A 14,838-nucleotide genomic window follows, 5' to 3' on the forward strand; every position below is an offset into this window, starting at 1 on the left:
GAATTTGGAGGGTTTCTACATTGGTTTCTGTTGTGTTGGCTAGTGTTATTTTTCTTATTACTTTAGTTTTTGTTATTTGGCAGCCTAGAAATTTATCTATTGGATGGACAGCCTGCGGTGGTGCTATTCTAGCACTTCTTGCAGGCGTCGTTGATTTTCAGGATGTGTGGGATGTCACTCAGATTGTTTGGAATGCTACACTTGCCTTTGTGGCGATCATTATCATTTCACTCATCCTGGATAAAATCGGTTTATTCGAGTGGGCTGCATTACATATGGCTAGAGCTGCTCATGGGAACGGCCTCCGAATGTTTGTGTATGTATCCTTACTAGGAGCAGTCGTCTCCGCCTTTTTCGCAAATGACGGTGCAGCTCTAATTCTAACACCAATTGTACTGGCGATGGTTCGTGCACTTAACTTTGATGAAAAAAAGGTGTTCCCGTTCATCATCGCAAGTGGTTTTATAGCGGATACAACTTCTCTACCTTTGGTGGTTAGCAATCTGGTAAATATCGTATCGGCCGATTTCTTTGGGATTACGTTTAGCGAATACGCTAGTCGTATGATTGTTCCCAATTTGTTCTCTTTAGGAGCCAGTATTCTGGTGCTTTACTTGTTCTTCCGCAAGAGTATTCCGCGCAAGTTTGATGGAACAGAGCTCAAGCAACCGTCAACAGCGATTCAAGATCCTACCATGTTTCGATTATCCTGGATCGTATTAAGTGTACTGTTAGTTGGCTATTTTGTGTGCGAGTTTGTCGGTATTCCGGTTTCCATTGTCGCTGGAATTATCTCGATCCTCTTCTTGCTCATGGCTAGAAGAAGCCCTGTAGTACAGACTAAAGAAGTACTTAAAGGTGCTCCTTGGGCAATCGTATTCTTCTCTATTGGTATGTATGTGGTAGTGTATGGTTTGCGTAACGCTGGTCTGACGGATCTTCTAGCAAGTATCCTACAGAGTATAGCTGATCAAGGTCTGTTTGCAGCAACGATGGGAATGGGATTTATCGCTGCGATGATTTCATCGATTATGAACAATCTACCGACCGTCATGATTGATGCGTTAGCAATCGATGCGACAAACACTTCAGCTGCCATTAAAGAGGCATTAATTTACGCGAATGTCATTGGATCCGATTTAGGTCCTAAAATTACACCGATTGGTTCACTAGCAACATTACTATGGCTCCATGTTCTTTCTACTAAAAATGTGAAGATTAGCTGGGGAACATACTTCAAAACAGGAATTATATTGACTATTCCAACATTATTTATCACCCTATTCGGTTTATATATTTGGTTAACTATACTTTAAATAAAATACTTACAGAAATGATGTTGATGATGAAGATTGAAATAGAACAACAACAAATAGAGTTTCACGTAGAATACGGACCACGCAAAAAGTTCTCGATCCATATCGATCCTTCTGGACTAGTGACGGTAAAGGCGCCGACCCATACAGCAGATGATATCGTGTTAAGCGTCGTTAGGCAGCAGGGGGATGTGATCTTGAAGCAATTGAAGGCGATTGAAGCAGCTCGCTCTAATTCGATGGTCAGAGAATATGAAGAGGAAGGTAAATTCCTTCATCTTGGCAAATATTATAAACTTCATGAGCTAATAGAAACGAGTGGACGTACGAAAGAAGAACTTCAACATGATCTGAAGAAATTTTATTTTGCAAGTTGCAAGAAGGTGATTGGGGAACGTATCAAAATCTATCAAAAGCAGCTGAAAGTTACGCCGAAATCTTTCGTTATTGAGGAGTCACAAACGAAGTGGGGGAGTTGTAACTCAGCTAAGCATCTCACCTTCAATTATCGTCTTGCAATGGCACCTATTGAGGTCATTGACTATGTGGTCATTCATGAGCTTTGTCATCTGCTGCACATGAACCATGATCGTTCCTTTTGGCGGCGGGTCGGGAGCGTGATGAAGGATTACAAAGCGAAGGAAGCTTTCCTGGCCAAGTATGGGCAAGCCATGACATTGTAATACTGATGAGAATGATGATAAGAGGAGATGCAATATGGACGGTAACAAAACCTCATACGAGTCAATTGATCATTATATATCAACTTTTTCGCTGGAGATTCAGGAGAAACTAGAATCAATCCGGCAGGTCATTCGAGAAGCCGCACCTGAAGCTACGGAAAAGATCAGTTATCAAATGCCTACGTTTGCACAGCATGGCAATGTAGTGCATTTTGCAGCGTTTAAACATCATATTGGCTTCTATCCGGCTCCTAGTGGAATCGCAGAGTTCGAGAATGATTTGGCACCTTATATCACTGGCAAAGGAACGGTACAATTTCCGTTAAATAAACCCATCCCTTATGAACTGATAACTAAGATTGTAAAGTTTAGAGTGGCTGAGAATATTGCCAAAGCGGAACGTAAAAAATCAAAGAAGAAATGATGAATAAGATCTATTTGTAGTAAGAGGCCGCCTGTTTGCGGCTTCTTTTTTGTTGTTATTGGTCGATTAGAACGTCTTGTCGCTACGATTTGAACACGATGTGAATCCAGTTGTCCTAATCGTACAAAAAAATGACTGTAAATTTCAAAGACCGAGTACACTGTATTCAGTAAAATGTTGGCATAGGTGCTTTTGAATTTTTTTGAAAGCGGTTTATATTTAAAAAGCTGATTCTGTTCATGGAAGGAGGGAAATAACAAATTTTAAATCTATCGTAATTACAAACAAGGAGGAAAGAGTAGTGAATAAAAAAAACATAGCACTTGCAACAACATTAACGATGGCACTTACAATATCTCCTCTTCAAGTGTTTGCAGGAGACTCCATGCCTCCGACTGGCGATGCTGCTTTTGGGAAGAATCAACCGATCACTCACGGATATAGAGCTGTGGATATAGAGAATTGGTCTCCCGAAACAGATCCGGATGCGGAAAGATTGAGAGCACATGTACCTCTACAAGAGCGAAATCAAGCATTTGCAGCAACGCAAGCGAATCCAAAGTTGAGTCCTGAAACTGAGTTTTTTAACTTAACCGGGGATTATGATTTTTATTTCTTTGGGGCAACACCTTACAATAACGAGTTTTCAAATTATCTTTATAATTTCTGGCAGTACACAGACTACTATGGCGGTTGGCACGGACAAGCGACAGAGGATGTACCTAACGGTTTATATGACCCTACGGAATCTTGGGAGAAAAGAGCATTTGAATTTGGTGTTTTGGATTTGCCTAATCCGGCTTATACGAACGCAGCGCACAAAAATGGCGTGAAATCCATAGGGACTATTTTTATACCCCGCGTAGGCCAACCTTATGATATATTGCTCAAACAAAGGGAAGACGGAACTTTTCCAGTCGCCGAGAAGCTCATTGAGATAAAAGAATATTTCGGCTTTGACGGGTATTTCTTCAACCAGGAAACCTCAATCAAACCGGAACATATTAAGAAATATAAAGCATTTACAAATACGTTGGTGGATGCAGGAGTATACACACAGTGGTATGACACGGTGGACGATCAGCAAGGGAAACTGACTTATCAGCCTTCTCTGATCCCTTCACACAGTTCGTTCATTCGTGATGATGAAATGGGTGGAACGATTAACAACTCCGTCTTTATGAACTATAACTGGAATTCGCCGGATGGTTGGAATAACGGAGATAGCACAGATCAAAAATATATTAAGAAAACCGTTGAAGAAGCGAAACAAAGAGGTATAGATCCTCTGAAAACGGTCTTTTCTGGTGTAGAGGCCGGAATGGGTAGCTTTGGAGGTGCCCATAACTCGACTCGAAATATAGATGTAATATTAGATGAAGAGACCGGAAATCCTTTAACATCGATTGCAACATTGGGAGGGAATTTTGTTCAGTCTGCATTAGACGAACATCTAGGAGACGCTAGCAAGTACCTTCGAGGAGATGACGATCATCAATGGATGATCGCTGAACGTGAGCGTATGTGGTACACCAGCGTTAAGATTGATCCGACCGTTACGGAAGAACAGAAAGGGTACGCAAGACCCGATGTTGGGGTACAAGATGCGTCCGAATGGACAGGTATTTCCAGATACATCACAGAACGTTCCGTCATTGATGACAGTACATTTGTAACGAACTTTAATACGGGGCACGGCATGAAATATTATATGAATGGTAAGGTATCAAATGACGAAGAATGGACGAACATCAACTTACAGGATATTCTTCCTACGTGGCAGTGGTGGATCGATACTAAAGGTACGAAATTGCAAGCAGACTTTGATTATGGGGATGCTGTAGAAAAAGGGGATAAATTTACTTATCAATCCATTGGAGGTTACAAAGGTGGAAGCTCACTCGTTGTTAATGGATCATTAGATGCAAAAAACTTCTTGCGTCTCTATAAAACAGATCTAGACATAAAGAGTACATCAGCGGCTTCCATTACCTATAACAAAACATCGGCCAATGATCGTTCTGAGATTCAGTTAGGAATGATCTTTAAAGATGCTCCTGATCAAATTGAATATATTACGGTACCTAATAGCGGAAAGAAAACAAAAGGTTATGTGACAACAGAACTGGATTTAAGCGCATATGTGGATCGGGAAATTGCTGTGCTCGGCCTTGCGTTTGATCCGAAGGGAGAGACTGTTTCAGGTTACCAAGTGAATATTGGTGAGTTGAAAGTTACGGATGGACAAGACTATACACCTAGTAAGCCAAGTGGATTTGAAATTGATAATAGGTTCCTTACGGATGAAATCAACGTTGTGTGGGATCGAGAAGAATATAGCAAAGTACAACAGTACCATCTCTACGCACAATTGAATAATGGCAAAGAGGTGTTTTTAGGAGGCATTTACGGCGACAATTTCTATGTGAAAAATCTTGATAAACATGTTGTGGCTCTTAAATTGACTGCTGTTGGTCCCGACCATACAGAAAGTGAACCTGCTATCATACAACTTGACAGAAAGAACTTAATTTCAAATGTGAAGGTGAAGGAAGTTAGTGAAGGATTTGACATTAGCTGGGGCAGAGAAAACCGCAGCAGTGAAATTCGATTTGACTTAAGCTTTACTGATGGCAGAAAGGATACGTACACGAAGACAGTAGGTAAAAAATTGGCTTCTTCCAAGTTTGAAGTGCCTGTCAAAGACGATGATCGGTACCTCTTGAAAATCTCTACATTGGATGCAGCAGGTAAAGTCATAGATACGGTTAGTACTACAGGTAAAATGAAAGATGTATATTCTGAGCCTTTCGATGGCGGCTACTATATTGATGGGAATAAATTAAGGATTGACGTACCTTCTTCAAAAGACTGGTGGCATATGTACGTTACAATCAATGGTGAGGCGGTAAAACCTGCGAAAAAGTATAACGACATGACAACAGACTATTTTATTAGAGGCTATCATGATTTGATTGGAATCACAGTTCCTGAAATGGGGTCCGTCATAAGTATTACATTGGAGGATTATGAAGGGAATATGTCTGAGGCTAAGTATATTACTGTAGAATAATTTGATCTAGTAATCATTATTAATTGTATGAAATATGAATGAAAGAAACCTTGGAGTTAAATGCTCCAGGGTTCTTTTTAATATAATGTAAAATCATTGCACTATTAAGTACCTTACAATACTATTTACTTAATATAGCAATGATGAAGGGGCATATCGATTCCATCCTGCTTAGTTCGGTGGGGGAAGAAGGAAATATTATAAGTTTACAGCTGCTGGTGTTGAATGGTTAAAAGAATAGAAAACGAAAAGGGGAATTTGTAATATGATTGATCAATTTTTAGGAGGGAATAAGCTATAAGTATGTTTGAAATAGAGATACTTAGTCAAACTAAGGGTATAAATATTACATGATATAATTAAGGGTGTGACTATTATTGAATTCAATTTGGAACAACTTTCCGTTAATCGCAGCACTTCTGTCCATCATCTTAGCACAGTTTGTGAAAGTTCCCATTCATTTTATCAGCCATCGCAGCTGGAATATTAAGCTTGCATTTAGCACTGGAGGGATGCCAAGCTCACATTCGGCTGCTGTTTGTTCGCTGTCGACTGCCATCGCTCTAAAAGATGGATTATCATCATCTTCTTTCGCCATTGCTGTAATCTTGAGTGCCATTACAATGTTCGATGCCACAGGAATAAGAAGACATGCGGGTATCCATGCAAAGCATATTAATCGCTTACTGAAGGAAGGAAAGCCCATAAAACTAGACAAATCGGAATTAGACAAACCTGTAGAGACTTTGAAAGAACTCCTTGGGCATGAACCGATCGAAGTATTTATGGGGGCGGTATTTGGTATTGTTATTAGTTATATACTGTATTTTTCCGTGTACTAATTGAGAGTTCCAGATAAGTCAGACGATATACAATAAGGACTGGCCTGTTCTAGGTACAGGGTCAGTCTTTTTTATTTTTTAATCATTTAAGTGAGACAATTGACATATCCTAAGAAGTCGCCATTTTGGCGATTTTTTTATTTTTTAGTCTTTTAGTCGATGAATATAGGGAATATTTTCAAAGTTTTAGGTTCATCCTAATCGTAAGAATATTTCGATGTTTTACATACAAAGTAAAGGAATAGGTGACTCCTTAATGATTAAAAAGATACAACTTCCTTTGCAGACCATTAATTTAATTCTTGGATTTATGGTTTGGGTTACACTATCGTCTCTCCTCCCATCCATTCGAGAGGATATTATAATTCCTCAGGAACGTGTTGCGCTTTTAACCGCAATTCCAGTAGTGCTTGGATCAATCCTACGCATTCCGCTCGGGTATTATACCAATGTCCTGGGGGCTAGATGGATATTTACAATTAGTTTTATCGTGTTGCTATTCCCTGTATTTTACTTAAGTGTGGCAAACAGTTACCTCGATTTAATCATCAGCGGTGCGTTCTTAGGGGTTGGGGGTGCCGTGTTCTCTGTTGGAGTTACCTCACTTCCGAAATACTATCCGAAGGAAAGAAGCGGGTTCGTAAATGGGATTTACGGTATCGGTAATGCAGGTACAGCAGTAAGTACATTTGGATTACCTGTACTTGCTGCTCAATTTGGATGGAGAACTGCAGTTCAGATCTATCTCGTATTGCTGCTGTTCTTTATTGTACTTAACTTCTTCCTTGGGGATAAAAAAGAACCTAGGATGAAAACACCTTTAATGCAGCAAATTAAAGAGGTGTATAAAAACGAGAAACTATGGTTGTTCTCCTTTTTCTATTTCATCACTTTTGGTGCATTTGTTGCTTTCACTGTATTTTTACCGAATTTCTTAGTTACGAGCTTCGGTCTTTCTAAAGTGGATGCAGGTACGCGAACAGCGATATTTATCGTTATCGCAACTGCAGGAAGACCTTCTGGAGGTTGGCTGGGAGATAAATTTAATGCTTATAAATTAATGATGGGGGTATTTGCCGGTCTTACGATTTCCGCAATTATTCTCGCATTCTCTCCTAACTTGGCACTTTACACGGTTGGTTGCCTAGGCGTTGCTGTGAGTGCGGGACTAGGAAATGGAGTCTTATTCAAGTTGGTTCCACAGTATTTTACCAAACAACTAGGAACAGTTAATGGAATCGTTGCAATGATGGGGGGGCTTGGAGGTTTCTTCCCACCGCTCATGCTGTCTTCTATTCACAATCTCACGGGACAGTATTCGATTGGCTTTATGGCATTGTCACAAGTATCTCTTGCCAGCCTGATCCTGATCTTGTGGATGTATTTTGATAATAAAAAAGCTCAGAAGATATGACTAGTTAGCTATCTATAGACGAGTGATTTAGTAAAAGTAAAGGAGTTCCATGTAAATGGGACTTCTTTTTGATTCATTGAGAAAAACATATAGGTATAGGATGAAAGACAAATGATAAATAATGAATATTAAGGTGATTAAAGCAAAATATTTATTTTTTGCTGTGAGGATATGGATTGAAACATACTACTTAATTGAAATGGAGATGAAATTCGTATGACCGGACCGGCTTTAAGAAAGGTTGACAGCCATTCATCTATACATGATGCTGCGCTTGGTGAAGCAGCACAATTAACGGAGTTGCTGCGGAGATGCTTGGAAGCAGGGGAACACGATAAAGCATTTGAAGCGGCATGTATTACTCTTGAACATTGGGAAACAAGAACACTTGCTCATGCAGATGCGGAAGAAGAGGGATTATACAAAGAGATTGTGGAACAGGATCCTGCCTTGAATGTAATAATCGCCAGTTTGATTAGAGACCATGATCTAATGCGGAGAATGGCAGATGATATTCGTGGCATCCTGGCAACTGAAGAGGTTAATCAAGCGGTGTTGAACAGATTCGAAACAATGATTCTAATTGATGAAGTACATAATCATGATGAGGAAAGTCTTCTTGCTTCCTTGGGGATTGATCATGAGTAAGCGTATGACTTCATTACCATCGGAGAGACCTCTTCGATTCGTCAAGCCTGATTATTATCAGTTACTCCAAGAACAAATGAAAGATCAACATCTACACCTTTTTGATATACAAGCAGTTGTGATTAAGAACGGTGAGGAGATGTCGATCAGCCTTCGTTATGGAGAAGAATTTGCAAGCGAGAGATCTCTGACAATGAATGCAGATGCTGAACAAGTAGGCCAAGCTGAGGAATTGAATGAGTTTTTTCGAAATACTGTGGAAGAATGCAAGAAGAAAATTATTGCTGATTACTATCAATTTATGAAGTCCCGGGAGGTATGAAGCATATGTCTTCTCAACATGCTCATCAAGAGGAAATTTGGCTTGCGAATGATCGAGAGGATTTGCTTGCTTTATTGCAAATTCGATTCGGTGATGTTCCTGAAGAGGTTGTAGTTGCTATTAATCGCATTCAGAAGATAGATCGTCTGGAAAGATTAATATTAGCGGGTGCTAATGCAGCCGATTGGCCCATATTTGTAGAAGAATTATACGCTGACGATGAGTCATTCAAGCTGGTTGGAGAACGGTTCTCTCCGTTAGCTCAGCATGAAAGGGATGATCGTAATGAATAAACAAGGTAAGTCATGGCTCAGTACCTTCAAACATCTTCAGCGTGGAGAACGTATAAACGACGGATGGACAGAAGAGAATCCCAGATCACGTAATGCCGAAGCTTGGTTTCGTGATCGCTGGCAGCATGATAACGTTGTACGGTCCACCCATGGGGTAAACTGCACAGGATCATGCAGTTGGAAGATCTTCGTGAAGGATGGCATTATTACGTGGGAAACGCAGCAGACGGATTATCCATCGACAGGTGATAACTTTCCTGAATATGAGCCTCGAGGTTGTCCTCGTGGCGCTACGTTTTCTTGGTACACGTACAGCCCGATTCGTGTAAAGTATCCGTATGTTCGCGGCGACTTGTTTGAAATGTGGAAAGATGAACGCAAGCGGGGGTTAGATCCTGTTGAAGCATGGGTTGCAATTGTTAGTGATCCTGATAAGCGAGCCAGATATGTGAAAGCACGAGGTAAGGGCGGTTTTGTCCGAGCAGATTGGCAAGATGCAAAAGAGATGATAGCAGCTGCGTCTATTCATACGATTCGTACATACGGACCGGATCGAGTAGCTGGATTCAGCCCGATTCCTGCAATGTCCATGGTTAGCTATGCTTCGGGAGCACGGTTTCTATCGTTGATCGGCGGCACCGTGCTTAGCTTCTATGACTGGTATGCGGATCTACCACCCGCATCACCTCAGATCTGGGGAGAGCAAACGGATGTCCCGGAGAGTGGCGATTGGTATAACACAAAGTACTTCATAATTTGGGGTACGAACCTGCCGCAAACAAGGACACCAGATGCTCATTTTATGATTGAAGCAAGATACAACGGAACAAAGGTTATTGGAGTCAGCCCCGATTATGCGGAGTATGATAAGTTTGCAGATATATGGCTGCCTGCTAGGGCTGGTACTGATGGTGCCCTTGCGATGGCCATGACTCACGTAATTCTTAAAGAGTTCTATGTGGATAAAGAGACACCTTATTTTATATCCTATGCTAAGAAGTTCACCGACTTACCGTTTCTTATTGTTCTTGACCAAGAGAAGGAACAAAACGAGTGGAGATCCGGAAGATTTCTTCGTGCTTCGGACTTGTTTGAATCTCATGAGCATGGTGAATGGAAGACTGTCGTGTGGGATACGAATACAGACAAACCGGTCATTCCAAACGGCAGCCAGGGCTCTCGCTGGGATTCGGAAAATAAATGGAATCTTGATCTTAAGAACGAAGACGGCGAAGTGATAGACCCGCAGTTAACCTTCCTCGGACAATCGGATGATACGTTGGTTGTATCTTTCCCTTACTTCGGTGAAGAGGATGGAGGGACAGATGTTAAGCGAGGGGTGCCGGTTAAGCATCTTAAGGGAATGGACGGAACTACGTTTGTAGTTACGACAGTCTATGATCTGATGATGGCGCATGTTGGAGTCAATCGGAATCTACCTGGTGATTACCCAATCGACTATAATGATCCACGTCCATACACTCCGGCTTGGCAGGAGCAGATGACTGGCGTTCGCAAGGCACTGGCGATTCAAGTAGCGAGAGAATTCGCAGATAATGCGGCCCGCACGAACGGCAGATCCATGATAGCTCTGGGCGGCGGGACGAACCATTGGTTCCATAGTGATCAGATCTATCGCAGCATTTTGAATCTCATCTTGTTGACAGGATCTCAAGGTGTGAATGGCGGCGGCTGGGCGCATTATGTTGGACAGGAAAAAGTACGCCCGTTAGAAGGGTGGCAACAGGTTGCTTTTGCAGGCGATTGGGTTCGTCCTCCGCGTCTGCAGAACGGAACATCATTCTTCTATTTCGTTACAGACCAGTTCCGTTATGAAGGCACAGTGAAACAGGAGCAGAAAGGCTGGGGTGGACGTTACAGCCAGATGCATCCTGCTGATTTTAACGCACTTGCGGCACGTCTAGGCTGGCTTCCATCATTTCCACAATTCTCACAGAATTCGCTTGACCTCGTTAAAGAAGCACGGGATAAAGGGGCAAGCAGTGAGCAGGAGATTGTCGACAATGTGGTCTCTCGAATCACTTCAGGTGAGATTGAATGGGCGATTGAAAACCCAGATGACCCACGGAATTTTCCGCGCGTCTTCTTCAATTGGCGTTCGAATCTTCTCGGTGACAGTGGAAAGGGACATGAATACTTCGTTCGTCACTTTGTAGGTGGTGAAGATCAGGTGTTAACGGATACGGAACATTCATGGAAGCCAGAGAGTGTGAAGACGGATGTTGAGGCTCCTCGCGGCAAAGCTGATTTACTTGTCAGCATTGATTTTCGGATGACAAGCTCCGGTCTGTATTCGGATATCGTGCTGCCTGCAGCAACCTGGTACGAGAAATTTGATATTAGCAGCACTGACATGCATCCGTTCATCCATCCGTTTAATGCTGCGATATCACCTCCATGGCAGGCGAAGAACGACTGGGATACGTTCAAAGAAATCAGCCAGACGTTCTCTGAGCTCGCAGAGAAGCATCTGCCAGCTTGTGATGATCTAGTCATGTCACCTCTTGCTCATGATACGGTTGATGAAATGGCACAGCCTTTCGGTAAAGTGCTGGATTGGCGAAAAGGTGAAGTGGAAGCAAAGCCAGGAAAGACCATGCCAAATATGAAAGTGATAAAGCGGGACTACCCGAATGTATATGGTCAGATGACTACGATTGGTCCGAACATAAAGAACGGATATGGATCTAAGGGTATTAAGATTCCAGGTGATCCGGTCTATCAAGATCTTAAAGATCGATTAGGAATCTCACGACGCGAAGGCATTGGCAAAGGTTACCCGGAGTTATTGACTGACAAGCAGGTAATCGAAGCTATACTGCTCATGTCCGGTGCAACCAACGGGAAGCGAGCTGTAGAAGGTTGGAAGTCGATGGAAGCGAAGACGGGTAAGACGCTGCATACGATTGCAGAAGGGCGTGAAGAAGACGCATTTACTTTACTAGACATCACGGCCCAACCTCGTCAAGCGATATCGGCTCCGGTATGGAGCGGACTGGAGAAAGATAACCGACGTTATTCGCCTTTCACGGTTAATACGGAATACGGTGTACCTTGGCGTACACTGACTGGTCGTCAGAGTTTCTATTTGGATCATGAGGTTATCCTTGATTATGGTGAAGCGCTGCCTCTCTATTTACCTCCATTGTCTCATAGTCCTTATCTCAAAGGAGAGAAGGAAGTGGAGAATAAAGGTAAATTCATTGAGATTCGCTATATGACTCCCCATCAGAAATGGGGTATTCATACCATGTTTACGGATACGACAATCATGTCGACATTATTCCGAGGCTGGCAGACGGTATGGATGAATGATAAAGACGCTGATTCAATCGGTATTAAGGATAATGATTGGATTGAAGTATATAACCGAAACGGCGCAGTTGCTGCACGTGCCGTTGTCACTTATCGAATTCCACCAGGAATTGCTTATATGCATCATGCGCAGGATCGTACTATGGGTGTGCCTCTAACAGCAGTGGGGAATAAGCGTGGCGGTACACATAATAGCGTAACTCGTATCACGATGAAGGCAACCCATATGATCGGCGGATATTCCCAACTAAGCTACGGTTTCAATTACTATGGTCCGACAGGAAGCCAGCGAGATACGATGGCTGTTGTTCGTCCTCTGAAGGAGGTGAATTGGATTGAGAGTTAAAGCACAGGTTGCTATGGTCATGCATCTGGATAAATGTATTGGCTGTCACACATGTTCTGTTACATGTAAGAACGTCTGGACCAATAGACCAGGAACCGAATATGTATGGTTTAACAATGTGGAAACAAGGCCTGGCCCAGGATATCCGAAACAGTGGGAGGATCAGAAACGATTCAAAGGCGGTTGGGTACTTAAAAATGGGAAGCTATCACTCCGTGCTGGAGGACCTATTACGAAGCTTGCGACCCTGTTCTATAACCCGAACATGGCCGATCTCGACCAATTCTATGAACCGTGGACCTACGATTATGATAATCTCATCCACAGTCCGAGAACGAATCAACTTCCGGTAGCTCGCCCGATGTCGCAAATTACGGGTGAATATATTGATAAGCCGGAGTGGGGCCCGAACTGGGACGATGATCTGGCTGGAGGTAAGGAGATTGTACCGTTAGATCCTAACGTCCAGAAGCTACAAGAACATATCTCGATGGAGTATGAGAAGACGTTTATGGTCTACTTGCCAAGAATATGTGAGCACTGTCTGAATCCTTCTTGTGTGGCGTCTTGTCCATCAGGGGCATTGTACAAACGAGATGAAGACGGGATCGTGCTCGTTGATCAGGATTCCTGCCGCGGTTGGCGTTTCTGTATGAACGGATGCCCCTATCACAAGGTGTATTATAATTGGAACTCACATAAAGCAGAGAAGTGCAATTTCTGTTATCCAAGAACCGAAGCTGGTCTGCCGACAGTCTGTTCCGAAACTTGTGTAGGTCGGATTCGATACTTAGGAGTTGTATTATACGATGCAGATCGTGTGAAAGAAGCAGCATCTGTTGAAGATCCGAAAGATCTGTACGAATCACAGCTATCTGTGTTCCTTGATCCATTCGACCCGAAGGTAATTGCTGAGGCCCGTAAAGCAGGGATCAACGAATCTTGGCTAAAAAGTGCCCAGGACTCACCGATCTATAAACTTGCGATGAAGTGGAAGGTGGCATTACCGCTGCATCCAGAGTATCGTACATTACCCATGGTTTGGTATATACCACCGCTTAGCCCTATCATGAATCACATTGATGAAGCCGATCTGCAGACAGATAACTATATTCCAGCCGTAGATCATATGCGTATTCCGATGGAATATCTGGCATCGTTGCTCTCAGCGGGAGATACTGACGTCATCCGACGCGTTCTGCTCAAGCTGACTGCGATGCGAGTTCATATGCGCCAAACAACGGTTGGTGGAATGGACGAGCTTGCTCACAGTCAATTATTGCAAGAGGCTGGGCTTACGGTTGAGGAGATTGAGGACATGGTACGGTTGCTGGCCGTAGCAAAATATAATGAGCGTTTTGTCATCCCAACTGGCAGAAGAGAAATGGAAGATAATCTTTACTATCGCCAGGGTTCATGCAGCTTAGAAGACATTGCTCCGGAAGAAGGCATGATAACCAAACCACTTTCGAGGAGGGAACAAGGTGAATGATGATAACAGGCTGCTGCTTGCTGCAGCAGCCCGAATGATCGGGTATCCATCGAGCATGTTTCACGAAGAGATGACGGAGATCGAAAATTTTGCCGAAGAGTTGCTTGATACGAATATGGTAGATCCATCAGAACCATTTAAGCAGCTGGAACAGTCCGTTCAGAAAGCTCTTAGCGCTATAGGCACAACAGCCAATAAGTTAAAAGCCTTATCCCTTCGAGAAGCACAGGAGCAGTATGTCGCTACTTTTGATTTAAAGGATCGCACAGGATTGTACCTGACTGCACATGAATTAGGAGACAGCCGCAGACGAGGCGTAGCGATGCTTGAACTTCGTGAACATATCCGGAACAGTGGCTTTCAGCCGATTGAAAATGAACTTCCGGACTATGTGCCGCTGCTCTATGAATGGATTGCTGCTGCACCGGAACATGAGCAAGCAAACCAACTGATCGGCAGGATCGGACTCGTCACGGAGCGAATTCGTCAAAATTTACCCGATCACAATCCCTACAGGCATGTTTTCGAGATGTTGATGAACAGTGTGTTTGAGACTCCTGCAGAAGAGGCAATGAAGGATCTTGAACAAAAGCGTGAGAAACCGGATACGGACCCTATGCCTTTTCCACTGATGTATTAATGCTTATTT

At 42.8% G+C, this 14,838-nt stretch carries 12 protein-coding genes; all 12 read left to right on the plus strand.

What is annotated here, in order from left to right; all coding sequences use genetic code 11:
* The first annotated feature begins 20 nt into the window (after positions 1-20).
* The 12 genes from ACFQV5_RS14675 to narJ all read left to right on the plus strand — a co-directional run bounded on the left by ACFQV5_RS14675 (position 21) and on the right by narJ (position 14,829).
* A complete protein-coding gene (locus tag ACFQV5_RS14675; protein ID WP_379248048.1) occupies positions 21-1,316 on the plus strand; it encodes an arsenic transporter in 1,296 nt (431 codons plus the stop codon).
* Between the two features lie 29 nt (positions 1,317-1,345).
* Complete coding sequence (locus tag ACFQV5_RS14680; protein ID WP_379248281.1) at positions 1,346-1,999, plus strand: M48 family metallopeptidase; 654 nt, start codon at positions 1,346-1,348, stop codon at positions 1,997-1,999.
* A gap of 34 nt (positions 2,000-2,033) precedes the next feature.
* The gene (locus ACFQV5_RS14685; protein ID WP_379248050.1) at positions 2,034-2,423 is read left to right on the plus strand and encodes an iron chaperone; all 390 of its coding nucleotides are present in this window, start codon (positions 2,034-2,036) and stop codon (positions 2,421-2,423) included.
* Positions 2,424-2,724: 301 nt separating this feature from the next.
* Complete coding sequence (locus tag ACFQV5_RS14690) at positions 2,725-5,496, plus strand: endo-beta-N-acetylglucosaminidase (RefSeq protein WP_379248052.1); 2,772 nt, start codon at positions 2,725-2,727, stop codon at positions 5,494-5,496.
* 377 nt (positions 5,497-5,873) lie between these two features.
* The gene (locus ACFQV5_RS14695) at positions 5,874-6,338 is read left to right on the plus strand and encodes a divergent PAP2 family protein (protein ID WP_379248054.1); all 465 of its coding nucleotides are present in this window, start codon (positions 5,874-5,876) and stop codon (positions 6,336-6,338) included.
* Positions 6,339-6,594: 256 nt separating this feature from the next.
* Positions 6,595-7,752, plus strand: a complete 1,158-nt coding sequence (locus tag ACFQV5_RS14700; RefSeq protein ID WP_379248055.1) for a nitrate/nitrite transporter — start codon at positions 6,595-6,597, stop codon at positions 7,750-7,752.
* Between the two features lie 216 nt (positions 7,753-7,968).
* Positions 7,969-8,400 carry a hemerythrin domain-containing protein gene (locus tag ACFQV5_RS14705; RefSeq protein ID WP_379248057.1) on the plus strand — a complete coding sequence of 144 codons (432 nt, stop codon included), beginning with the start codon at positions 7,969-7,971 and terminating at the stop codon, positions 8,398-8,400.
* Positions 8,393-8,722 (plus strand): hypothetical protein, encoded by a 330-nt coding sequence (locus tag ACFQV5_RS14710; protein ID WP_379248059.1) that lies wholly within the window; start codon positions 8,393-8,395, stop codon positions 8,720-8,722. Before ACFQV5_RS14705 ends, ACFQV5_RS14710 begins: the two co-directional genes overlap by 8 nt.
* A 5-nt stretch (positions 8,723-8,727) precedes the next feature.
* Positions 8,728-9,015, plus strand: a complete 288-nt coding sequence (locus tag ACFQV5_RS14715) for a hypothetical protein (protein ID WP_379248061.1) — start codon at positions 8,728-8,730, stop codon at positions 9,013-9,015.
* Entirely contained in the window at positions 9,008-12,697 is a 3,690-nt protein-coding gene (locus ACFQV5_RS14720) for a nitrate reductase subunit alpha (protein ID WP_379248063.1), read from the plus strand. Before ACFQV5_RS14715 ends, ACFQV5_RS14720 begins: the two co-directional genes overlap by 8 nt.
* Positions 12,687-14,189 (plus strand): nitrate reductase subunit beta, encoded by a 1,503-nt coding sequence (gene narH, locus ACFQV5_RS14725; protein WP_379248065.1) that lies wholly within the window; start codon positions 12,687-12,689, stop codon positions 14,187-14,189. The genes ACFQV5_RS14720 and narH overlap by 11 nt, the downstream gene beginning before the upstream one ends.
* Positions 14,182-14,829 carry a nitrate reductase molybdenum cofactor assembly chaperone gene (gene narJ / locus ACFQV5_RS14730; RefSeq protein WP_379248067.1) on the plus strand — a complete coding sequence of 216 codons (648 nt, stop codon included), beginning with the start codon at positions 14,182-14,184 and terminating at the stop codon, positions 14,827-14,829. The genes narH and narJ overlap by 8 nt, the downstream gene beginning before the upstream one ends.
* Positions 14,830-14,838 lie beyond the last annotated feature (9 nt).

Source organism: Paenibacillus sp. GCM10028914, from assembly GCF_042666275.1.
GTDB lineage: Bacteria > Bacillota > Bacilli > Paenibacillales > Paenibacillaceae > Paenibacillus_AQ.